Raw genomic sequence first — 20,540 nt, forward strand, 5'->3', positions numbered from 1 at the left:
ACTAAGTTATTCTGGCTCAGAAATTGCCTAACTTCGTTCGAAAGAACCTTCGAAATGCTACACTTCTTTGCCTATCATCCGGACGTGTATTTCATTGAATACACATCGGATGGGCCTGGCTATACAGTCATTCCATCGGCCGCGCTGATTTGTACCTGTGACCGCCAGGAGCTTACGTTTATGTTTACCTACAATTAATTAATACCGTAATGAGGAAAAACGATACCGAGCCGACGCTGGAAGAATTAGAGGAACAGATTCGGTACATCAATACTGTCTTCCCGCCCGAAAGCTAAAATAAACAGCCCGCATTCCCTTCGTATAACGTACCGCTATCTCGAAAATATAATATAATTATTACATGTATTTTGGTATTATGGTAGTTTTTGTGTTATAGTTGCACAGAGCACGTTAAAATATCCTACCATGATCGAATTTGAAAACCACATCCGTCTGGATGATATCCGCCGTATCGCCATCGGCAAGCGGCTAAAAATCCCCTTATTTTCCTCTTACGTTTCGGCAGGATTTCCCAATTCGTCGGAGCATTATATTACCAAAGTTTGTGATCTGAATGATCTCTGCATTGCCAATGAAGATGCCACCTACTTTGTCCGGGTGCGGGGTGACAGCATGTCTGGTGATCGGATCGATGATGGAGACTTCCTAATCGTCGACAGCTCGCAGGAGCCCAGCGAAGACAAGATTGTGGTGGTTATACTTAATGGAGAACATGCGGTCAAGCGCATCCATTATGTCGGCGAAATGGTGGTGCTGGAGTCTTCCAATCCGAAATACCTGCCCATTTACATTCACCCGGGGGATGATTTCCGAGTCTTCGGAGTCGTCACCCGCATCCTGGTCAAGCCCGTATGAACCTGGTCGGCATTGGAGACTGCAATAACTTCTACGTGAGCTGCATTCGAAGTTTTAACCCGAAACTAATCGGACAGCCGGTTATTGTTTTATCAAACAATGATAAATGTGTCGTCGCCCGTTCGAACGAAGCCAAAGCCCTCGGCATCCGAATGGGGCAGCCCTTGTTTCAGCTCAAGAGAAAGGTCAGTGATTATAACGTCCAGGTGTTCAGCAGCAATTATGAGCTTTTTGGTGATATGTCCCGGCGGGTATTCAATACAATTGGCCGCTTCATGGAACACACGTTTCCCTATAGCATCGATGAGCTGTTTTTTTCAGCCTCCGGTTATGAGTCGATTTACGGCAGCCACGCCGACATGGCCAGAATGATGATCAAAACCGTTGATCAGTGGACCCGCATACCGGTATCGATTGGAATTGGAGAGACCATGACGCTGGCCAAAGTAGCCAACCGACACGCCAAAAAACATCCCGAATACCAGGGCGTTTTTGTGATGGATAATCCGGAATTGCGCGAATCCATTCTGGCAGAATTTCCGGTGGGTGATTTATGGGGCATCGGCCGTCAGTATGAAGTCCTGTTAAAACAGAACGGCATCCGAACCGCCCTGGAACTAAGCCGCCTGCCCCACGACTGGATCAAACAGTTTATGACCGTGGAGGGACTACGGCTGGTCTACGAGCTTCAGGGCATTCAGTGCCGCGATCTGGATACGGAACCGCTCCACAAGAAATCCATCTGCGTTGCCCCTTCGTTTGGCCGTAAAGTCTGGAGCTATGGAACCCTGTGTGAAGCCCTGGCTACTTATTTAGCCCGCGCATCCGAGAAACTGCGTCGGCATTCCTCGGCCGCTGGTGTCGTTACGGTGTTTATTCACACCAACCGGTTTGATAAAGTTGGCCCACACCATTCAGCCAGCCAGTCCATTACCTTGCCGCATCCTTCCAGTTCTACCATGGAGCTATTGCAATATGCTGAACCGGTATTGAAGTCTATTTATAAAACCGGTTATGACTACCAGGAGGTCGGTCTGATTCTCAATGAGATTGTTCCGGAGGGCCACCAGCAACAGCTACTCTATAGCGACACGCCCAATCCCCGGCAGGCCCAGCTCAGCCAAGTGGTTGACAAGCTGAACGGGAAGTATGGCCGGGATAAAATTCGGCTCGGCCTTCAAGGTTACGATAAGTCCTGGAAGATGAAACAAGACCACCTGCCCCCCAGCTATACCACAAAATGGAGTGACATTATTGAGGTCAGGTAAAGATGCAACCGACCTTAAAAAGCAAGAAACTCCTCGATTTGGGTCTGACGAACCATTAGCCCCACATCCCGCAAATATTCTTTTGTTTGTCGCGCCCTCGAGTGTCTGTAGTGTTTTCGAATCAGTCGATTACTGTGGCTGGAAATATTGCGGTAAGTGATGCTAAAGGGGATGTGATTTTCATTGCCAGTCATGACCCACTTAAATTTGACATTGGGGGTAGTGTTTATAAATGATTTTGGCCAGCACCTCTATACACTCACCACAAAAATCTCAGGTTATCAACTGACCATGTTGGGTCTTTATGGTATCGCCACCGTTAAGCTCGCATTTTTCAAGAGGACATACCTCTCCCAGAGCAGAAGCTCTATAAGGAGCATGCTCAATGTATAACGTTAAAATAGAGGAAATTAGCTCTAATTACTGGCTACAGCCAACACGTCAAACGTGCCTGATACCTGCGGGTGTTTATTGGTGATACCAGTGCCATACCCGCCCAGTGTTGCATTAAAATTGCCACGGATCCGGTAAAGCGAATAGGTGCCTTCCTGACGAATAATTGTTGAAGATTCGACGGTTAAGCTGCCTTGTTCGGTATTGTAAAGTTGTGGCCCAGGTAGATTTAACACCAGGTCCGAAATTTCACCACGGGGATTTGGTTTCATTAAGGTGCCCATCGGGTACGTGCCGGCACTGATGGTTCTCATAATACTCAGAACCGCATTCGAACGAAATTCAGACGGAACCATCGAACTTTCGGCATAATTGCGAGGCTGATTAAACGTGGCATAGATAAAAACCTCATCTCCTGCCGATGCCGTAGCCTGCACTCCCGATATCTTCCCGCCATCCTGTACACGCTCCTGACCTTCCGCACTTACGGTAAGGTCGCCAGTTATCGAAACCCTTCCTGATCCCTTATAGCTGGCCAGGTTCGAAGGCATAACCAAATAAGCGGGTAGATCGGGTTCCGGCTCCTTATTACAGCCAGACAATCCCACAAAAAGCAACCCCACCAGCCAAATGCTGACCTTTTTCATACGATTGGTTTTAAATGAAACTACAAATACGAATCAATGAATTACTTTTTAGGACCATGCAGAATCAGATCGTTACGCTGCTCGGTAATCTCACCGTAACGCTTTTTGGCTTCACTGCTCATATTGGCTCCCAGAGCAATAGTCTGCTGATAGGTTTCTGACATCCGCATATGTAGCTCATCGATGATTTTGATACGCTCCGAATCGGTTAGCTTCAATGTTTCGGATGTATAGAACTCGGTAGGCATCTGAAAGTTATCAACAACATAGCCAACAAGCGTAGAAACAGCCTTTCCGGAAGACACGCCGGCCAGTACGTTTCCCAGACCAGGGGCAACGATGTTGGCCACAAGGGTTACGAGTTTACTGGCATTGCTGTTGCCCTTTATCATGGTTTGCCGGTACTGCTCATCTTTCAACTGCGCTACCTTCGTTTCCAGTTCCTGACGGGTTGTTGCATCTAACTTGTCCCAGTCTTCGGGTGCCAAAACGTTATATGAAGCCATCAAATCACTAATAGCCTGTGCCAGGTCATTAGCTGGATTCGATCCGTTATTCGAAGCGAAAGAGATATTAAAAACGGGCAACGGCGGCAACTGAATCATATTGCCGGACTTGGTAACCGTTTGAAGTTGATCTTTAATTGCCTTAGCCTTCGCCAGAGCGCCATTATACTGCTCCATGTACTTGAACGAAAACCCATTACCGGTTGTAGCGCTAAAACCCGAATTCCCTTGTTCCAGAACACTGGCCATGTTTACGTATTTTGACCTTAGACCCCACAACTCCGTGTGCATTTTCAGAATCTCATCCACTTTGTAGTAATTCGTTACGCCTTTGGAAACCACGATCCGGGAGTTAATTTCCGCAATGGTCATTTTCTGAATCCGCTCCTGAATGATGCGAATGATTTCCAGTTTGGCAGCGGCTTCCGTGTTGGCATCACCGGAAATATTGATTTGAGCCGAGGCTGGCACCATGGCCACTATCAGGGCAATCAGAAGGAATGTGAATAGCTTTTTCATGGGAATGGGGATTAAGGTTTAACTTGAAAATTCAGCCGTACCGTGTCAGGCCGGGTATAACCCCGCTCCTGCATGGCCACTAAAACAACTTTACAATCACCCGCTGCGGCAGGGGTGAACATCCAGCGGGATTTGCCCAATGGAAGCGGTACACCCACCTTTTGAGGGACGGGTATCGTATCCTGTCTCAGTCGACCTAAGCCGGTTTCCTGAAAAAAGACAAGCTGATAACCGGTTTCGGAGTAATACGAATCCGTTACCAATTGCAGATCGACCCAAACCGACTGCCCCACCTTGGGCACGTTGCTTTCAGCCGCCACATTGAGCTTGATTTTATAGGGGGCTACTATTTCCAGACTTTCCGATTGGCAGCCCGGTAGTGCCAAAAGAAGCACAGAAAGAAAAAAATGAATAGTCTTACCGTGGTAAGAGTTTGTGAATAGCTTTTTCATTCGTCGTCTTTGGATGGTAAAATGATTTTAATCCCCACGCCGGCATTAAACCGGGTATTGATGACTGATGATCGAAACAGATAGTGCTCTTTCACCCGGGCGATCAGGATTAAATTGCCGGTCAGCAGGTATTCCGCTTCGATTGCCGCAGTCGGACCAACCACCCATTTTGAACGGTTTCCAATCATAGCCCCTTCTACCGATCGGCGATCGCTGTTCACTGATTCATAGCCACCTGCTGCACCAATCCCGGCATTGATGATCAGCGACTGACTCACGCGGCCTAAAATCCGGGTATAAATTTCAGCGGTACCGAGCCACTGCTGCAAGGGAACGCGGTCCGCATCGTAAGCGTAGCTTTTCTGATTCATGTGAATCCCGGCTTTCCAGTAGAGGTACCGTGAATGGTATTTACTGAAGGCAATTCCGGTGAAATACCCAAAATTGTCTTGTTTGGGCAGACGAAAGCCATCCAATGCACCGACAGATACCTCGACAGCAGTCTGGCCAGTTTGGTGGAGTTGGGCATAAGCACCGGTACCGATGCCCGTCATAAATAGCGCGAAAATCCAACGTTTGATCATAACGGACGAGCTGAGGCTAATTCTTCGGTTCCGATGGGTAGCGTCAACATACGCCCTCCCTCCTTTTCATTGACCTGGACCATTAATCGACGATCCTTCTCCAGGGTCATCCGGCTTATGGCAATCACTTTGGTGATCTGTTTGCGATGAGGCACGCTGTTTTCTGATGTGTTGAAAACCTTGATCAGATCGATCGGCACATCCTGAGCAACGGAGCTTTCACCCGTTTTTTTGGACTGAGAGACAAATACGTGCATAAAATCCATGTCGTAATCCAGTTTCGAATCATTGTCCAGACCCAAAACCAGAAACATCACATCATCTTTGTAGAGGATGTTTTTCAAGTGCATATTCATGCCCTGCTGCTCAGTTCCAATGTGCTTGATACGACGTTTGGCAGTCATAGCCCGCTCTCCTAAACCATTGAGTTGATCAGCCAGGCGAGCCGGTGAACCGGTGCTTACTTTGGCCGTTTTGGGGACAACCGCGCCCATACCTACTTTGGTCAGGTCATAGGTTAGAACCAGCGGATTATCTTCATAGCTGACCAGAAAGCTGAATAGTCGGCCGTCGGACGTAATGACCGTTAAACTACTTTCCAGAAAAGAACGGCCTATAGCCTTTATCCGGAAGACATTGCCGGCACTGGCCACCGCTTCACCGAACAAATCTTTACTTCCCAGATCGGCATACTTGATTTCAAAAGGAAAAATCAGGTGAGTGGTTTTGTTGGAGCTAACCTTGATTGCATAGGAAGTCTGAAAAGTATTTTTATCCAGACTCTGCGAATAGGCAATCTGCGCGCGCGCGGCTCCTGCAGAAAGCAGTAATAGACCAAAAAGGAGTAGTGGTTTCATGGTGTTAGATTGATTTGAGGTAAAGATGATAGCCACCTTTCAAATGAATGGTAGATTGTCTGACGGCCGACGAAGCACCGAATCGGGCAGTACTGAGAACGGTATTCAATAAGGCGCTACCCGTGGGCACCTGAACGCCCTGCACGGCGGATGACTTCAATTGGCCGCCCAATTGTTCAGAAAGACCCGGGGCGTTGACTCCGGTACCGCCGTCGAGGTCGACCGCTTCCAGATCCAACGGAATCAACTGACTGTTGAGCTGGAGACTGCGAACAATCAGGAAAATTCGGTCACCTTCCGGTTTACAGATGGCGTGTACAATGGTATTAGCCGGCACATTGATACCATCGACGACAATCGCTTTGGTTAGCCGCAGCTTCACCGGCTGGCCAGCTCGCACGCTCTGATCATCGTGAATGACCGCTGGTATCATCGTGGCCACAGCCCGTTTATTGTATCCCGAACTTTGCAGGCTCGTTTTTTGAGACTCCCGGCGTGTTGTGCCGACCTCGGCGGTATTGAATGGGTTTTCAACAACCGGAGTAGGTTCGGCCAACCTTGACGCCGTTGTGTTATCCGCCAATTGAATCAGATTGGGTACACCGGGCGTTTCTGGCATAGCCGCAGTTGTTCCATTTGGTCGAGGCTGAGGAGCCTGGACCTGCCCTGCCGATCGGCTTGCGTGATACGTGCTCAATTGATTCTCCAGTTGCTGATCAGTCTGATTCGTTCCCACATAATAGGGCTGTGGGGGATGGTATTGGTATCCTTGAGAATTTGCCGATTTACGCCCTCTGCGGCTTTTAACTGGCTGAGTGGGTATTGGAGCCGTTACAGGTTGAATCATGGGCTGAGCGCTTATATTTGACAGACCAGCGGTCGGCTGTGCGTTATTTGCGCGTTCATTTGGAATTTCATCCGTCGGTATCTCCCTCAGGCTGTTGGTGACCTCAACTTTCCGTGTATTGGAAAATTCCGAAAGCATTTGCCCCTCAGCACTACCCACCACGGAATGGCCAATCGATGGCCGCTTTAGTTCGGAGTTCTCAGCGGTGGGAATTTTGGCATTAAAACCAATTGATTGGGCGGCTTGCCCCTGCCGTTCTTTCGGAATCCCTTTCCCGCCACCGCTTACGTAAAACAGTCCAGCCAGAAAGGGGAATACAATCAGGGGAAATACCAAATAGGCTTTTCGTTGGTGATAAAATGCTTCATCAGAATTGGGGATGAGCGTTGCGGTCGTGTTCATCGTTTCCGGGGTTGTTTGCTGAGGTATTCTTTCGCCAAACTGTCCAGTCGACTGATGTGTCGATCCTGCCTGAGGTTTGAACTGGGATTCTTTACCTGATTAAATAGCTGCTGCATGGGCTCAATAATTTCCTGCGGATTAAGCTTTGGTGCCGGCTGCTGTAACTTCGGCCAGGCGGTGGCCAGCTTATAGACACTCCAGCCAATCAGTATAAAAAATAATCCGGCCGTCAATCCAAGCCGAGCCCGATCGGACAACCCGGCAATCCAGGCGCCGACGCCCATAATGGCTTTCCCTAATAGTCTCATCGCCGTAGCCGTTCTTCGATGTCCGAATTATCTACGATATCCAGTTGCTCAATGAGAAAACCATGTGGGTTTACCTCGGATCGGCTGACATTCCGCAGGTAGCCGTCTGTGATGAGCCGGCGTGTGGTAACCTTCGTTAAGCGAATAATCTGCTGACGGGCAAATGAGCGAAACCGGTAGGGATACTGATTCAGATCAAGCCGGATGCTGTCCACCTGAATCTCCTGCGAAGCCGCGGCCTGAATCAGGTTATTGTAGTACCCCTTTTCTTTCGTATCCAGATACAGCCGTTGAATGCTTTCATCCCCATAGGGCAGGGCCTCCCGGATGTGCTCCTCGATGCTGTTACCATCCGGATCTAGCGTGAAGAATAATTCGTGGAAACGCCGGATGTGGTCACGGGCTTCAACGGGTCGATTCTCCCGAACGTCTTTTCTCAGGGCGGCAATCAGGGTTTTGCCCTGCTCGACCACGTAGACCCGGCTATCCGCATCGGAATCGACTTTGTAAGCAAATACCAGGCTGCCAATGGTCATCATCACGCAGGCGGTAATGATGATGATCGACAGTATGCGGATGTTCCGGTAGGAGGTCTCCAGATTGCGGAGGGATTTGAAAAAGGTTTGATCCTGAGCCATGAGTTAAGAAGATTGTTTGTTGGAACCGGTAATGTTTCGTAGTTCGTGCTGAGCCGCGCGGCCATACCACTGAGCCTGTTGACCCATCGCTTGACCAGCCATAATCGTCGCCCCTAAGCCCATCTTGGCAGCATCGGCCACCATCCCTCCAGCGGCTACACCTCCCTTGCCAACCATTCCGGCCGTACCCAATGCAGCCGGCATTGCCGCACTCACCGCAGCGGCTGAAATCGCGGTGCTCATACTGGATATTCGCTGCATGGCTGAGCCAACTCCGGAAGAGGAAATGATGTAGCTGGCAATGGTTGGAATGGTGAAGTAGGCCAGCGTAGCGATGATCATAAACACGATGTAAATGATCTTCCCGCTTTGGGCCTCATCCGGGATATTATTGGTCAATTCCAGATACTGGAGAGCGATTACCTTGCCTTGTAAATAGGTGACAATCGTTCCCAGAATGTTGGCCAGGGGAAACCAGAGCGATACCTGCACATACCGGGCAATCCATAAAAGGTGACTATCCTGAAACCCGGTAAAAATGGCGATCGCAAACGCCAGTGGCCCAATCATCGTCAGCACAATCATAAAGAAGGCCCTGACGGTTAGAATCACCAGTCGGGCCGCTAAATAGACGGCATAGAACAGGTTTTTTAGAAAGTCATTGAATCCTTCATTGATATACAGTCGGTATTTTTCGACCACCAGACTCATGTACTGCCCGATCTGCCAACCGTTCATTTCATCCAGTTTCTGATCCATCTCGGCTAACCGCTGTTGCATCTTTTGCTGACGCAGGTTTTCAATCTGCTGAATTCGGGTGGTCTGCACATCGATCATGTTTTGCGTCGACGTTTCCAGCGGCTTGATCAACGCGCCAATGAAATCGGTAACGATCGTGAAATTGAGTGCCAGAAAACCAATGGCGAAGGGTCTGAGCAGCGGCCATACATCGACTCCCTCCGCATAGGCCAGATGCCGCAGAATTTTAAAGCCAATGAAGAGGCTGGCGGCAATACCGGCAATCGAAGCCGCGACGTCGCCAAAATTGCCCATGCCCTGGAGCACTTCTTTATACGCCTGCGTGATCGATGCCTCGAAAGACTCGAACTTGCGGTAAAAATCGTAGTCAACGTAGGTTCCCGCGCCGGGCTGAGCTGCCTGTAGTAAAATCATTGCCGATCGGATAGAAAGTTTGTTTGTTTTGAAAAACGACAGGGGTTGTAAAGCTTTGATTGACAGCCAAATCTTATTTGCTTTGAAAACGGACCGGTTAGACTGAAGCCTTTGCCCGTCTGGAATCTGCAAAATCCACGATGGCAACCTGAATGTCTCCACCATTGGCTACGGTACGTTGCTGCACTTCGTACTTTTCGGTTTCTTCCGTGGTGTAGGCAGCATATTCCTCCAGACTTACCTCGGTGGCATAGACTTTGGACCGGTGCCCCAATGCAATAAAAACCTCTTTGTATTTGCGCATCGGGTCCAGATCCTTATTGACGGACAGGACGAGCTGTTTTTGCTTTTCGGTCAGACCCAACAGTTGGCGGACTTCATCGAACCGGTTCTGGTATTTGCTTTGATCGAGCAGAATTTTACAATCCGAGTTGTTGATGACCGCATCTTTGACGATTTGGTTACCGATGATATCATCAATCTCCTGCGTGACGATCACCGCTTCTCCGAAGTATTTCCGAACGGTCTTGAACAGGTACTGGATGTAAGTGGCCATGCCTTCTTTGGCAATGGCTTTCCATGCCTCCTCAATCAGCATCATTTTCCGAACCCCTTTTAGCCGGCGCATTTTGGCCACAAACGTCTCCATGATGATCAGCGTTACCACCGGGTACAGGATCGGGTGATCTTTGATATTGTCCAACTCGAAAACCACGAACCGTTTGTTGAGAAGATCAATTTTCAGATCGGAATTCAGCAGGTAATCGTACTCACCGCCTTTGTAGAAAGGCTGCATGGTCAATAGAAACTTCTGCACATCGAAATAGTCCTTCTCGTACTTTTTCTCAGTCAGGTAAGCCCGAAATCCGTTCTCATCGTCGCAGTATTCGTAAAAGCCGTTGAAGCTACCTTTGCCAGGCGTCTTTTTGATCAGCTTCAGATACTGCTCGACCGCATCTGATAGGGCAACCTCTTCGGTTCTGGTAAACTGTTCGGTTTCTTTCTTCCAGAGGGTCAGCAGCAGCGTTTTAATCGATTCCTTCTTTTCGATGCCAAAAACACCATCCTCAGCGTAGAAAGGATTGAACGTAATTGGATTGTCCTCCTCATAGGTCAAATACACCCCATCCCGTCCGCGCGTTTTCCGGTGGATCATCTCACAGAGGCCGCGGTACGAGTGACCCACATCGACCAACAGGACGTGCGTTCCCTGTTCGTAATACTGGCGAACCATGTGGTTCGTAAAGAAGGATTTCCCGGATCCGGAAGGGCCAATAATAAACTTGTTCCGGTTCGTAATCCAGCCCCGCTCCATTGGTTCATCCGACAGGTCTACCCACACCGGTTTGCCGAACCGGTCACAAAGCCGAATCCCGAAGGGGGAAAGTGAGCTGCGGTAAGACGATTCCAGATTGAACATGCAAACCGCCTGCTCGACGAAGGTGTAAAACGTATCATCCAGGGGAAGGTCACCGGCATTACCCGGAATTCCCGCCCATAAAAGCCGGGCTGCATCCTGAGTATTGTGTTTCGGAAGGCAATCCAACTGGGCAATGGCGGCTGAGGCCCGGGAACGCAGATAGTCAATCTGTTCCGGCTTTTCCGTCCAAACCATCAGGTTGAAGTGTGATCGGCAAACCGTGCGTTGCGCGGTAATCGCTTCCTGAATAAATTTTTGCGTCCAGTCCCGATTGATTGCGTTCTCGTTGGAATACATCGATAACGAATTAAGGTACCGGGTTTGCTGCTCAAATTCCCGAAGGGCCGCTGGTCCATCTTCGATGCAGATGTACTGATTGTACATGTGATTGCAGGGCAGCATCAGGCCCACCGGTAGTACATTACCCACCGCGAATTGGGTGCTATCCGAAGATAGAGGGCCGTAACCAGCCATGACGTCAACCATATGCGGAAGCGCTTCAACGTCAGAAAGGGTAAAACACATCACCTCCTTATCCCCTATCCGGACGTGGCCATCGATGTCCCAGTCTTCCAATGTGACCTTGCGCCGGCCGTCGGGTTGTAATCGGAAGTAGTTCGGAACAATACCCCTATCCCCTTTCCCACTGACAAAATCATCATCCGTCAACCGTTCAGCCGCAATGCCGCCATCCTGCAAAATCCGTTCAAACTGACTGACCGCATCAAAGAAGCTTTGCAATTCCTTCGGATCAACCTGCTCCCTCGGGACAAGCCGACGTCGGGTTAATGAATGACGCGTGCTCTTCTGCTTTTGCCGGGATTTGGGAAGTTTACTGATGTAGAGGTAGCAGTAATGATTCAGAAATGGACGTTCAATAAAATGCCGCTGAAAGGCAAGGGTTAAAAAACTGGTGTCATCATGCTCCTGATCAGCCTGGTATTTTTCTTCCATAAACCAGTCCTGCTTATGAATCACCGTACCGACGGGCAGCATTTTAATGGCTTTGCACAAGGCACTGTGCAGGCTTCGGTAATCCTCGGGAGACTGGGTAAAGATTTCCGGAAGTAACAGGCGAAAGCCTACCGTAACGTCGGCCAGTTTACTGATCAGGCAGTTGTTTTCAACGGCCAGTAGTGGAAGTGCCTTTTCGAGTGTTCGGGCGTTTAGTTTCACGGAGTTTGGCGAACGGTTTGGCTGAATTAATGATGATTGCTTTCGGCTGAGAACGGGTAGCCTCCTGTTTGACAAGGCCCCACATGCCATGCTTGGCCGACATTCGCATACAGTACCAGACGCCGCCGAGGGTAAGAGAAAGTACGATAACGGTGGTCAGATACGTGTTAACATCGAGCCCGTAGAGAATCAGCGCCAGAAAAAGACTACACGCTACAATCCCCACTGCTAAGTAGAGGTAGGTGCCTTTCAGACCCTTCAGCTCTACGGGTTTTCCGATGCCTTTGTTGATTTCCAGCATGGATTACGCGCCGAAGAAGGCGGTTAATACCGTGCCCACTGCAATCAAAAATAAGGCTGCACCAAACCAGCCGGTAACCGCTTTCATCGTGTCAGGGTCGCCATTGTGCCATTTTGAATACACCCGAATAGCGCCAACCAAACCAATGATCAGACCGATGGCCAGTACAATGGTGTTTGCGGCCACACCGTAACTCCGGATGGTGGTAGCGGTTGAGCTGAGTGCCGCAGCGCCATTACCGGCCGCGGGTTGTTGTGCCATGGCCAGGCTGCTAACAGTGAACAGGGCGGCTACCGACAATAGCCTTTTTGTAGAGAAAAGAGTACGGTTGAACATAACAAAAAGAGATAAAAGTGAAGAAAAATAAATAATTAAAATTAAAGCGTTTTCACAAATTTAGTAAATGATAAAAACAAATTCCCTGAATATGCGAATTATTGGACAAAAAAAATCTCATATATGAAAAAGATCATCCAAATAATCCCATTGGCGCATTCTTACAAGCTGGCTATAATTACGACTGTGACGCATTTCATTGGAATTCATATCATCGAATACCTCTGTTGAATCCCGTTGATCTTGATCAGCCTGGTCGTTTTGATCCGCATAGTGAGCCATAAGCAGACGATGGGCAACAAACGCTGCGACACCGATACCCCAGTAAGGTGAAACCGCATTAATCGTACGCCCCTCTTTGAGAAAGTGGAGCAATCCAGCCCATACCATCAAGGCACCCCAAAACAAAGCAAAACGAACGCTTACGGCATTCCAGTAACTCATTCGTGATTTCCGGTATGTGGCGCGGTCGTAGCCGATAAGCCATAGCGCAGCTTTGGCAGCCCCGTGCAAACCGACTCTGACCAGTATCATCACCAGGCGCTCTGATGCGTTACCCAGCCAACGGGCAGCCCGAACCGCGAAGGTGACCAGAGCGATAAAAACCGCCAATGTCACAAAATCCCAGAAACCAAAACCAGCGTTCATCGAAGTAAAAATTATGATTTAGACAGGATATCCCCAAGGCTCTTACGCTTTTGCCCATTGATCACTTCAGCCAATAAGTTGGACTCCTCTCCACTGTCAGGCTTCGCGCTCACGGTACCGTCGGATTGAACTTCAATCTCTTTTGCAGATGTAACAACCTCATCAAGCGGTTTCTCTCCCTGCGGCACAACTATGCCAGTAATGGGCATGAACAGGCTGTTGGGGTCAATTTCACTGGCAACGGGCACTACTGGTAAATCGATCGCCTGCTGAGGTTTTTCGATTGTTGATTTTGCCTTTGCAGGCCGCTTCCGGACGGACTTTGGCTTTTCTGCCTTGACATCCTGGACGTTCTCAACGGTAGGCTTTTCTACCTGGCCAGCAAGCCCGGCCGATGTGTTCCCGATGGAGGGCGTAGCGGGATAATTGCGAACCATGAAAAGGTCGGCTTCCTCCTCTTCGTCATCAATAGGCCCTTTCTCACTGGGTTGCTGGATCGGGTTTTTAGATCCGCGGCCAATCACCCAGTCGCGGATATCTTCCCGGTAAAACTTCCAGGCAACAAATGCGTAATAAATGACGGCTGCGATTCCAGTTACTTTAAAGAAATCGCCCCATGTATACTGGCTGAACATAGCTGTTTATGGTTTGCGAATAATGGCTGAGTCGTTTTGTTGCGACCCAGCCTATTGATTTTACAGTTTGGCCTCTTCTTTGGTGACCGTCCGTTGCACGATTTCAAGCACATTATTCAGAATTACATTCATGGGTACATCGTACTTGTAATTCAGATCCCGTAGCAACTTGTGATTCTCCTTTGAGATCGCAATGTATTTTTTGTACTCGGTCGACTTATTAGCCGGTTGTTGGAGAATTTCTTCCAGAACGATAGAAGATCCAGCGACTTTCCTGCGCTCTGATTTAGGAGTCGAAGCCGTGGCGGGTTTTGGTGTTGAAACCGGAGTTGCGTCTGGCTCCTGCTTGGGTGTTACTGGCTCAGCCCCGGCAGGTACTGGCTTTTGTACCTCGACTGTTGGCTCAGGTTCCGGACTGGGCTGCTGAGCGACTGGCGCCGACGGTTCGCTCGTTGGCTCTTCAGTGCTACTTACCGACTTCGGAATTAGCGAATTGGCAAAACCCGCTAAACGGGTAGCATGACTTTTTTTGGTAGCGTCTACCAAACTACTTGGTTTGTCCATGTAATTGATTGTTTTTCATGATAAGCTCTTCTACTTCAATAAATAACTCTTTCAGTCCCGAGTTGCGCAGGTACGCCGGCGGCATCGGAAATAAGGTGGAACGGTTGGCAGGATCCTGATAGGAGTCGCGTTGTGGTATCCGGCTTTTCAATGCCTGAAGTCCGTAGCTAACGAAACTATCTTCCAGTTGCTCAACCATGCTGGCATCCCGGGAAGGCTTGTATTTGTTCCAGACTACCCAGCAATTCTCAATCGGGACTAAGCCGATCTGTTTAATCGCAGTGAGGTACTGGAATCCCGTTGTTACACTGTATTCCGAAGTTTCCATTGGCACCAACAGCAGATCAACCGACTTAATGGCCAGGTCATATCCCGCAATCTCAATATTACCCGGAAGGTCAACGAACACCACCTGCGTATCCGGAGCCAGCATCGTTATCATTTTCGGAACATCCTTCGGGTAGCCGGAAAGGATTTCGAAAGGGTCGATCCCCTCCTTTTCTCTCCGTTCTTCCATACGAAACTGCGCATCCTCATCAAGATTTTCAGCTTCCCGCAACCGTTGCGTATGAACCGAAAGCTGAGATCCGTCGACATCTAAAAGGGCGGTCTTTAAGCCGCGTTTGTAGTGGAGGTAAGACGCAACTATCACCGATAGAGTTGTTTTACCCATTCCACCTTTTTGGGTTGCAAAGGCGAGTACAGTGGGTTTTTTGGGGAGCCCTGGAGGTGCCATAAGAAGTAAGTCAAAGAGTATGTTGGACCCAAAGCAAAATTGAAATTCTGACAAGTGCAAGCCTTTATCAATAAATTTATACATTCATACATCGTTCTATCCCTTTATTAGTGTATTTAAACATTGAATGATTGATGTATCAATACAGGAATACATTGTCATTTCAATACAGGGATGTATTACATTGTTAATACACGGATGTATATATTTATCAATGTATTTTCTTGGCAGTTCAGCAGGAAACAGGCAAATCAACGCCCTGACCTTTCCAATACACGAATACACTAATTTATCTCTGTATCTGTGTATTGATCAAAAACCCAGTCTGGCCGGGAGGGAGGGATTGCAAAAAAGTTTCTCGGCTGAGAAAAGCAAGATGTGTTTTTGTGAGTACAAAAACTGTTTCGTACTTTGGCAGTCCGAACGATTTACCAGCCTCCGAAGTCGGCTGTAAAACATAAATAGCATGGAAGAATCGACAAGAAAAAAAGGAGGCAGACCCGAAAAGGACCCGAGCAAACGGGCAATAAAAATACTGAGGGTACGTATGGAACCGGATGAGTATAAGTTATTACAGACCCGGAAATCATCTACCTCAGCGCGAAGTCTATCGGATTTTGTCCGGTCTATCTGTCTGGAAAAGCCGCTGCTTTTAAAGAATGAGATGTCTACTCAGGAAGAAAAAGCCTTGTCTTTACTGCGTGAAATTCGGATTGATTTAGTGCGTATCGGGGTGAATATTAACCAGTCATCCAAGCGGATCAACAGCACTACAGACTATCAGGATCTGCAACAGGAAACCATGAGGATAGGCGAAAAAGTCGCAGCAATGGAACAACACTTTGATAGTTTGATAGCCAATTTCGGAGGTTCCAGATTCCAACCGTAAGTTTAAAATGGTAGCTCGGATTAGCAGTGGCTCCAATCCAAAAGGAGCGGTTTATTACAACGAAATGAAAGTGGAGCAGGGAGAAGCGGAAAGGTTGGCACTGCGCAATTACGTCGGAATCCTCGTCGATCCTGACCTCATGCAAAAACAGCAAGTGGCCTATATGCTGGAACAACAGGCCGCTTTGAATCCGCGTATATCCAAACCTACTTTCCACGTAAGCCTATCGTTGGCTCAGGGCGAAAAACCCGATTCCGCAGAATTGCTTGCGATCGCAGATCGATACATGGACGGTATGGGGTACGGTGGCCAGCCTTACGCCGTTTATCAGCATTTCGATACGGACCATACCCACGTTCACGTAGTCACGATACGGGTTGATGAGAAAGGGGATAAAATACCTGACAAATTTGAACGCGAACGTTCCAACAAGCTGCGGCAGCAGATCGAAAAAGAATTTAGCCTGGTTGAAGCCGAAAGAGTAGTATTGAACAGGTCGCTGCCTGAACTCAAGCCTGTACATTACGGACAGGGCGATTTGAAACAGGCCATGACCAATGTCGTTCTGACGGTGATCAATGATTTCCGTTTCAGTAGCTTTTCGCAGTTTAATCAGCTGCTGAGGCTCTACAACGTTCAGGCAGTTGAAGTACCGCTTGAAGGAAAGAAACCCGGCATGGTGTATACCGTGGCCAGAGAGCAGGAGCGGGAAGGAATTGCGTTTAAATCCAGTAGCCTCCGACAACAACCTACGAGGGAAACCGTCGAGCGCCGGATCAAGTCAGGAAAAAAAGTAAAAGCAGATTCTGCCTCCCATTTGCGCCGGCTCATTGAAGGGCGCCTTTCCGAAAGTGGTTCATGGATCGACTTTCAACAGAAGCTCCAGCGAATAAACATTCTGGTTGTTCCTCACCAGGGCAAAGACGGCGATCTATTTGGAATCAGTTTCCTCGACGTTAAACAGAAGGCGATTTATTCCGGTAGTGAGTTGGGTAAGGCGTTTACGGCAGGCACGCTGAAAAAACAGCTTGGAGAGGATTTCAAGAACTTACCCAAGGAAGATATCAAGCCAACCATTGAACGAAAGCCACAAGCTGAAACGGAACATAAACCAACCGCCCCCGAAAAAGAGCAGACCCTCGATTCGAATACGTCATTAATCCGTCGGCTGTTGTATGCCGCGGGCGCTATCGACGATCAGCAGGAAAGTGAACAGGAATTAAAGAAAATGACCCGAAAAACAACACCAAGACTATGAGAGAGGACCGCAAAGACCAGGCTAAAATTAACGAGATTGCCCTATGGGCGTCAATCATCTTTTTACTGGCTCACTTCTTTTTGGAGTGGCACGGACTGTTCAAAAGCTTAGGCTGGTCCAATCCGTTTGTCGACAACCTGATCAGAAAGCTACTGGCTGGCTTTGGTGTTTTAACTTCTCCGTGGCCACTGAAGTTATTGGCGGCCGGTGCTCTTGTCGCCTTCGGGATCAGCAGCAGGGGAGTGAAATCAAGAAGCCTTAAGCCTCAGTCCGTAGCCATCGATCTGGCAATAGGTGTTATTTTGTTTTTGGGCGGTACCTTCTTGGTTCCTGACTCTACGCAATGGTTGGTGGCTAAAGCAGGATTGATGGGAGGGTGTCTCATTTACCTGACGCTTACCATCATCGGCCTGCTGTACCTCCTCAAAGGCAGTCAGGGTATCAACCGTTTGATGAACTCTCAATTGGGGAAAGACCCCTTTAACGTCGAAAATGAAACTTTCCCCCAGGAGGAACGCCTGCTCACCAATGAGTACTCCGTGAATATTCCTACCGAGTTTACCTACAAAAGACGATTACGGCGGGGATGGATCAACATAGTCAACCCATTTCGGGGCTTGTTGATTGTGGGTAGTGCCGGTTCAGGTAAGACGTTCAGCCTGATTTATGCCATCATCCGGCAGCAGATCGAAAAAGGCTTTTCAATGTACATCTACGACTTCAAGTTTGCGGACCTGTCGATCGTGGCCTTTAATGCCCTGATACGCTTCCGGAAAAATCAACCCAAGAACATGAAGTTCTACTGCATCAACTTTGATGATCCGGCCAAATCGCACCGGTGCAATCCGTTGCATCCGGTTTATCTGCCGAGCATTGAAGACGCTGAGGAGAGCGCCAAAATGATGATGCTCAATTTAAACAAGTCATGGATCGGCAAAGAATCCGAGTTTTTTGTCAGTACGCCGATGTCCTATGTTACCTGTGCCATCTGGTTATTGAGGACTTACAAGGATGGCCAATACTGTACCCTTCCGCACGTTATCGAGCTGCTTTCGATGGATTACAAAAAGGTTTTTCCATTACTGGTTGATCGTCCGGATCTGGAAACACGAGCATCCATCTTTATTTCGGCTTTTGAAGGCGGAGCAATGGAGCAGCTGGAGGGACAAATGGCCAGTGCCAGAAGTGGCCCGGCAAAACTTTCGAGCCCGGGTCTATATTGGACGATGAGCGGGAATGATTTCATGCTGGATATCAACAATCCAAAAGAGCCGAAGATTGTCTGTGTAGGTAATAACAGCAAGAAAAATAAGATTTACGGGGCCGCGCTGAGTCTTTACAATGGTCGCATTCTCCACCAGATCAATGAGAAAGGTAAACATCCATCCGGTGTTGTGATCGATGAGATACCTACCCTGTTTTTCGACGGGATTGGCAACCTGATCAATACGGGAAGGTCGAACCGAATTGCGGTGACCCTGGCTTTGCAGGATTATTCCCAGTTAGATGCCGAATACGGTAAGGCGCAGGCCGATGTGATCAAAAATAGCTGCGGCACGGTCCTATGTGGTCAGGCATCGGGAGCAACCGCCGAAGCGATGCAAAACCGGTTGGGAAAGAATGTGCAACAAAAGGAAAGTATCAACATTCAGTCCGAAGATACCACGCACGGTTTCTCAACCGAAATGAATTTTATCGCGCCGGCCGCTAAAATCAGCCAGCTCAGTCAGGGGCAATTTGTGGGCGTGATTGCGGACACCGCTGAACAGCCCAGTGAATTGAAAGCAGTCAGAGCGAAGGTGCTGGTTAACGTGGATGATTTTAATAAGGAACAGAAGTATAAAGAACTTCCCAATTTTTCTAATTTTGCTCAAGAGGGTAACGATTTGGCGAAATTAGTACAGGACAACTACCTGCAAATAAAAGCAGACGTCAGGGAGTTTATTGAATCCGAAACGGAACGTATTGCCAAAAAGCATAATATCCCACTGCCAGAACCTAAAAACCGGGGGAAAAAGTGATCAAAGAAACTGTTGGCAAACGCCTGCTTTATTTGCGAAAAGACCTGAGTCGACGGCTTGGAGAAGATCTGTCCGTACTGGAACTTGCCCAGCGGGCCGGGCTGGAACATTACACATTAGCCCGGTTGGAAAACGGTTTAAAGGGCAGTACCGAATCACTGGTTACGCTCGTTCGGTATTACCGGAAACAGGGCTATAATTCAGACTGGATATTGGAAGAGGATAATCAACAAATTCCAATGATTGTTCCAGTGTCAAAAGATGCCCTGGCTAAGGACCTGTGGGTGATCAATGACACGCTCCTGAAAGTGAAGGCGTTTTTTGACACTGAACAGGAGGCTTTTGTTGGACAACTCCGCAAATTAGGTTTTCAGAACGTAAATCAAATCGTGCCCAACGATGAGAAAATAGTACTGCCTGATCCAATTTGATGCAGCCAAACCCGCCTGCGCAGCAAATAACAGAAGTGTAGGGGATCGACCGGCTGGCCGTTCTTCCTGACCACGTAATGCAGGTGCGACCCAGTCGCTAAACCGGTTTGTCCGACCTTGCCAATTTCATCCCCCCGCTCAACCTTTTGACCAGGCTGAACACAATAGCCTGAGAGGTGGCCATAAATGGTTTCAAAGCCAAAGCTATGCAGCACCTGCACAAACGCACCCAAGCCGGGATCATAACCGACGCGCTTCACGATGCCCGGCGCGGTGGACTTTACTCGCATTCCCGTTCGTGCTTTGACATCAATACCTCCATGAAATAGTGTTTTCTTATACACCGGATGCCGGCGAAGTCCAAAGGGAGAGGATACTTTGAATTCATGAAGCGGTACCTCAACCGGAAAAGTGGAGGGAAGCCGGTTTAGATACTCAGGTCGCAAAGGAATAGCCTGGATCAGTCGATCAACCTGCTCATAGGTTCGCGTGGTTCGAAGCAATTCTACCTCCAGTGAATCCCACGAAACGCGGAGTGAATCCTCATTTTCCGCCATCTGACCGTAGGTTACAACCTGACTACCGAGGTAGAAGCTAATTAACAGGCATACTATTTGCTTTGGAGAATACATATTTTGTGAAGTCTCTTAACAAA

Annotated in this window: 24 protein-coding genes; 7 read left to right on the forward strand and 17 right to left on the reverse strand. The window is 48.5% G+C overall.

Features of this window, described 5'->3' with window-relative positions; genetic code table 11:
* The first annotated feature begins 54 nt into the window (after positions 1 to 54).
* The 3 genes from DUE52_RS32490 (at position 55) to DUE52_RS23640 (ending at position 2,144) form a co-directional block, all read left to right on the forward strand.
* Entirely contained in the window at positions 55 to 198 is a 144-nt protein-coding gene (locus DUE52_RS32490; protein WP_165841015.1) for a hypothetical protein, read from the forward strand.
* A gap of 228 nt (positions 199 to 426) precedes the next feature.
* Positions 427 to 876 (forward strand): LexA family protein, encoded by a 450-nt coding sequence (locus tag DUE52_RS23635; protein WP_114408540.1) that lies wholly within the window; start codon positions 427 to 429, stop codon positions 874 to 876.
* Entirely contained in the window at positions 873 to 2,144 is a 1,272-nt protein-coding gene (locus tag DUE52_RS23640) for a Y-family DNA polymerase (RefSeq protein ID WP_229312280.1), read from the forward strand. The genes DUE52_RS23635 and DUE52_RS23640 overlap by 4 nt, the downstream gene beginning before the upstream one ends.
* 416 nt (positions 2,145 to 2,560) lie before the next feature.
* Here the strand turns inward: DUE52_RS23640 and DUE52_RS23645 are convergent, their stop codons facing one another.
* The 16 genes from DUE52_RS23645 to DUE52_RS23720 all read right to left on the reverse strand — a co-directional run bounded on the left by DUE52_RS23645 (position 2,561) and on the right by DUE52_RS23720 (position 15,370).
* On the reverse strand, positions 2,561 to 3,184 hold the full coding sequence (locus DUE52_RS23645) for a hypothetical protein (RefSeq protein WP_114408541.1): 624 nt from the start codon (positions 3,182 to 3,184) through the stop codon (positions 2,561 to 2,563).
* A gap of 41 nt (positions 3,185 to 3,225) precedes the next feature.
* A complete protein-coding gene (locus DUE52_RS23650; protein WP_114408542.1) occupies positions 3,226 to 4,209 on the reverse strand; it encodes a hypothetical protein in 984 nt (327 codons plus the stop codon).
* A gap of 11 nt (positions 4,210 to 4,220) precedes the next feature.
* Complete coding sequence (locus DUE52_RS23655) at positions 4,221 to 4,661, reverse strand: TraQ conjugal transfer family protein (RefSeq protein ID WP_114408543.1); 441 nt, start codon at positions 4,659 to 4,661, stop codon at positions 4,221 to 4,223.
* Positions 4,658 to 5,245 (reverse strand): conjugal transfer protein TraO, encoded by a 588-nt coding sequence (locus DUE52_RS23660; RefSeq protein WP_114408544.1) that lies wholly within the window; start codon positions 5,243 to 5,245, stop codon positions 4,658 to 4,660. The genes DUE52_RS23655 and DUE52_RS23660 overlap by 4 nt, the downstream gene beginning before the upstream one ends.
* On the reverse strand, positions 5,242 to 6,102 hold the full coding sequence (gene traN / locus DUE52_RS23665; RefSeq protein ID WP_114408545.1) for a conjugative transposon protein TraN: 861 nt from the start codon (positions 6,100 to 6,102) through the stop codon (positions 5,242 to 5,244). Before traN ends, DUE52_RS23660 begins: the two co-directional genes overlap by 4 nt.
* Positions 6,103 to 6,106: 4 nt before the next feature.
* The gene (gene traM / locus DUE52_RS23670; RefSeq protein WP_114408546.1) at positions 6,107 to 7,351 is read right to left on the reverse strand and encodes a conjugative transposon protein TraM; all 1,245 of its coding nucleotides are present in this window, start codon (positions 7,349 to 7,351) and stop codon (positions 6,107 to 6,109) included.
* Positions 7,348 to 7,659 carry a hypothetical protein gene (locus DUE52_RS23675; RefSeq protein WP_133299931.1) on the reverse strand — a complete coding sequence of 104 codons (312 nt, stop codon included), beginning with the start codon at positions 7,657 to 7,659 and terminating at the stop codon, positions 7,348 to 7,350. The genes traM and DUE52_RS23675 overlap by 4 nt, the downstream gene beginning before the upstream one ends.
* Positions 7,656 to 8,297: a conjugative transposon protein TraK gene (gene traK / locus DUE52_RS23680; RefSeq protein WP_114408548.1), complete on the reverse strand. Its 642-nt coding sequence runs from the start codon at positions 8,295 to 8,297 to the stop codon at positions 7,656 to 7,658. Before traK ends, DUE52_RS23675 begins: the two co-directional genes overlap by 4 nt.
* Positions 8,298 to 8,300: 3 nt before the next feature.
* Positions 8,301 to 9,470, reverse strand: a complete 1,170-nt coding sequence (locus DUE52_RS23685) for a TraJ family protein (protein ID WP_165841016.1) — start codon at positions 9,468 to 9,470, stop codon at positions 8,301 to 8,303.
* Between the two features lie 97 nt (positions 9,471 to 9,567).
* A complete protein-coding gene (locus DUE52_RS23690) occupies positions 9,568 to 12,066 on the reverse strand; it encodes a TraG family conjugative transposon ATPase (protein WP_229312281.1) in 2,499 nt (832 codons plus the stop codon).
* Complete coding sequence (locus DUE52_RS32845) at positions 12,014 to 12,367, reverse strand: DUF4133 domain-containing protein (RefSeq protein WP_114408551.1); 354 nt, start codon at positions 12,365 to 12,367, stop codon at positions 12,014 to 12,016. The genes DUE52_RS23690 and DUE52_RS32845 overlap by 53 nt, the downstream gene beginning before the upstream one ends.
* 3 nt (positions 12,368 to 12,370) lie before the next feature.
* On the reverse strand, positions 12,371 to 12,703 hold the full coding sequence (locus DUE52_RS23700; protein WP_114408552.1) for a DUF4134 domain-containing protein: 333 nt from the start codon (positions 12,701 to 12,703) through the stop codon (positions 12,371 to 12,373).
* A gap of 117 nt (positions 12,704 to 12,820) precedes the next feature.
* Positions 12,821 to 13,351, reverse strand: coding sequence for a hypothetical protein (locus DUE52_RS23705; RefSeq protein WP_114408553.1), 531 nt, complete (start codon positions 13,349 to 13,351; stop codon positions 12,821 to 12,823).
* 11 nt (positions 13,352 to 13,362) lie between these two features.
* The gene (locus DUE52_RS23710; protein ID WP_114408554.1) at positions 13,363 to 13,986 is read right to left on the reverse strand and encodes a hypothetical protein; all 624 of its coding nucleotides are present in this window, start codon (positions 13,984 to 13,986) and stop codon (positions 13,363 to 13,365) included.
* 60 nt (positions 13,987 to 14,046) lie between these two features.
* Positions 14,047 to 14,550, reverse strand: coding sequence for a hypothetical protein (locus DUE52_RS23715; protein WP_114408555.1), 504 nt, complete (start codon positions 14,548 to 14,550; stop codon positions 14,047 to 14,049).
* Positions 14,534 to 15,370, reverse strand: a complete 837-nt coding sequence (locus DUE52_RS23720) for a ParA family protein (RefSeq protein ID WP_114408556.1) — start codon at positions 15,368 to 15,370, stop codon at positions 14,534 to 14,536. The genes DUE52_RS23715 and DUE52_RS23720 overlap by 17 nt, the downstream gene beginning before the upstream one ends.
* Before the next feature lie 382 nt (positions 15,371 to 15,752).
* Between DUE52_RS23720 and DUE52_RS23725 the strand changes: the two genes are divergently transcribed.
* From DUE52_RS23725 to DUE52_RS23740, 4 genes are read left to right on the forward strand one after another with little or no spacing between them, the layout of a single operon-like run.
* The gene (locus DUE52_RS23725) at positions 15,753 to 16,175 is read left to right on the forward strand and encodes a plasmid mobilization protein (protein WP_114408557.1); all 423 of its coding nucleotides are present in this window, start codon (positions 15,753 to 15,755) and stop codon (positions 16,173 to 16,175) included.
* Between the two features lie 7 nt (positions 16,176 to 16,182).
* The gene (locus DUE52_RS23730; protein ID WP_114408558.1) at positions 16,183 to 17,433 is read left to right on the forward strand and encodes a relaxase/mobilization nuclease domain-containing protein; all 1,251 of its coding nucleotides are present in this window, start codon (positions 16,183 to 16,185) and stop codon (positions 17,431 to 17,433) included.
* Entirely contained in the window at positions 17,430 to 19,454 is a 2,025-nt protein-coding gene (locus DUE52_RS23735; protein ID WP_114408559.1) for a YWFCY domain-containing protein, read from the forward strand. The genes DUE52_RS23730 and DUE52_RS23735 overlap by 4 nt, the downstream gene beginning before the upstream one ends.
* On the forward strand, positions 19,451 to 19,885 hold the full coding sequence (locus DUE52_RS23740) for a nucleotidyl transferase family protein (RefSeq protein ID WP_114408560.1): 435 nt from the start codon (positions 19,451 to 19,453) through the stop codon (positions 19,883 to 19,885). The genes DUE52_RS23735 and DUE52_RS23740 overlap by 4 nt, the downstream gene beginning before the upstream one ends.
* On the opposite strand, the gene DUE52_RS23745 is transcribed toward DUE52_RS23740, so the two are convergent.
* Positions 19,837 to 20,442 (reverse strand): M23 family metallopeptidase, encoded by a 606-nt coding sequence (locus tag DUE52_RS23745; RefSeq protein ID WP_165841018.1) that lies wholly within the window; start codon positions 20,440 to 20,442, stop codon positions 19,837 to 19,839. The two genes, DUE52_RS23740 and DUE52_RS23745, sit on opposite strands and share 49 nt — an antisense overlap.
* Positions 20,443 to 20,540 lie beyond the last annotated feature (98 nt).

The organism is Larkinella punicea, assembly GCF_003334855.1.
GTDB lineage: Bacteria > Bacteroidota > Bacteroidia > Cytophagales > Spirosomataceae > Larkinella > Larkinella punicea.

Coding starts and splice junctions, on each gene's coding strand:
- DUE52_RS32490 (WP_165841015.1), top strand. CDS start 55: ATGCTACACTTCTTTGCCTATCATCCGGACGTGTATTTCATTGAATAC.
- DUE52_RS23635 (WP_114408540.1), top strand. CDS start 427: ATGATCGAATTTGAAAACCACATCCGTCTGGATGATATCCGCCGTATC.
- DUE52_RS23640 (WP_229312280.1), top strand. CDS start 873: ATGAACCTGGTCGGCATTGGAGACTGCAATAACTTCTACGTGAGCTGC.
- DUE52_RS23645 (WP_114408541.1), bottom strand. CDS start 3,184: ATGAAAAAGGTCAGCATTTGGCTGGTGGGGTTGCTTTTTGTGGGATTG.
- DUE52_RS23650 (WP_114408542.1), bottom strand. CDS start 4,209: ATGAAAAAGCTATTCACATTCCTTCTGATTGCCCTGATAGTGGCCATG.
- DUE52_RS23655 (WP_114408543.1), bottom strand. CDS start 4,661: ATGAAAAAGCTATTCACAAACTCTTACCACGGTAAGACTATTCATTTT.
- DUE52_RS23660 (WP_114408544.1), bottom strand. CDS start 5,245: ATGATCAAACGTTGGATTTTCGCGCTATTTATGACGGGCATCGGTACC.
- traN (WP_114408545.1), bottom strand. CDS start 6,102: ATGAAACCACTACTCCTTTTTGGTCTATTACTGCTTTCTGCAGGAGCC.
- traM (WP_114408546.1), bottom strand. CDS start 7,351: ATGAACACGACCGCAACGCTCATCCCCAATTCTGATGAAGCATTTTAT.
- DUE52_RS23675 (WP_133299931.1), bottom strand. CDS start 7,659: ATGAGACTATTAGGGAAAGCCATTATGGGCGTCGGCGCCTGGATTGCC.
- traK (WP_114408548.1), bottom strand. CDS start 8,297: ATGGCTCAGGATCAAACCTTTTTCAAATCCCTCCGCAATCTGGAGACC.
- DUE52_RS23685 (WP_165841016.1), bottom strand. CDS start 9,470: ATGATTTTACTACAGGCAGCTCAGCCCGGCGCGGGAACCTACGTTGAC.
- DUE52_RS32845 (WP_114408551.1), bottom strand. CDS start 12,367: ATGCTGGAAATCAACAAAGGCATCGGAAAACCCGTAGAGCTGAAGGGT.
- DUE52_RS23700 (WP_114408552.1), bottom strand. CDS start 12,703: ATGTTCAACCGTACTCTTTTCTCTACAAAAAGGCTATTGTCGGTAGCC.
- DUE52_RS23705 (WP_114408553.1), bottom strand. CDS start 13,351: ATGAACGCTGGTTTTGGTTTCTGGGATTTTGTGACATTGGCGGTTTTT.
- DUE52_RS23710 (WP_114408554.1), bottom strand. CDS start 13,986: ATGTTCAGCCAGTATACATGGGGCGATTTCTTTAAAGTAACTGGAATC.
- DUE52_RS23715 (WP_114408555.1), bottom strand. CDS start 14,550: ATGGACAAACCAAGTAGTTTGGTAGACGCTACCAAAAAAAGTCATGCT.
- DUE52_RS23720 (WP_114408556.1), bottom strand. CDS start 15,370: ATGTATAAATTTATTGATAAAGGCTTGCACTTGTCAGAATTTCAATTT.
- DUE52_RS23725 (WP_114408557.1), top strand. CDS start 15,753: ATGGAAGAATCGACAAGAAAAAAAGGAGGCAGACCCGAAAAGGACCCG.
- DUE52_RS23730 (WP_114408558.1), top strand. CDS start 16,183: ATGGTAGCTCGGATTAGCAGTGGCTCCAATCCAAAAGGAGCGGTTTAT.
- DUE52_RS23735 (WP_114408559.1), top strand. CDS start 17,430: ATGAGAGAGGACCGCAAAGACCAGGCTAAAATTAACGAGATTGCCCTA.
- DUE52_RS23745 (WP_165841018.1), bottom strand. CDS start 20,442: ATGGCGGAAAATGAGGATTCACTCCGCGTTTCGTGGGATTCACTGGAG.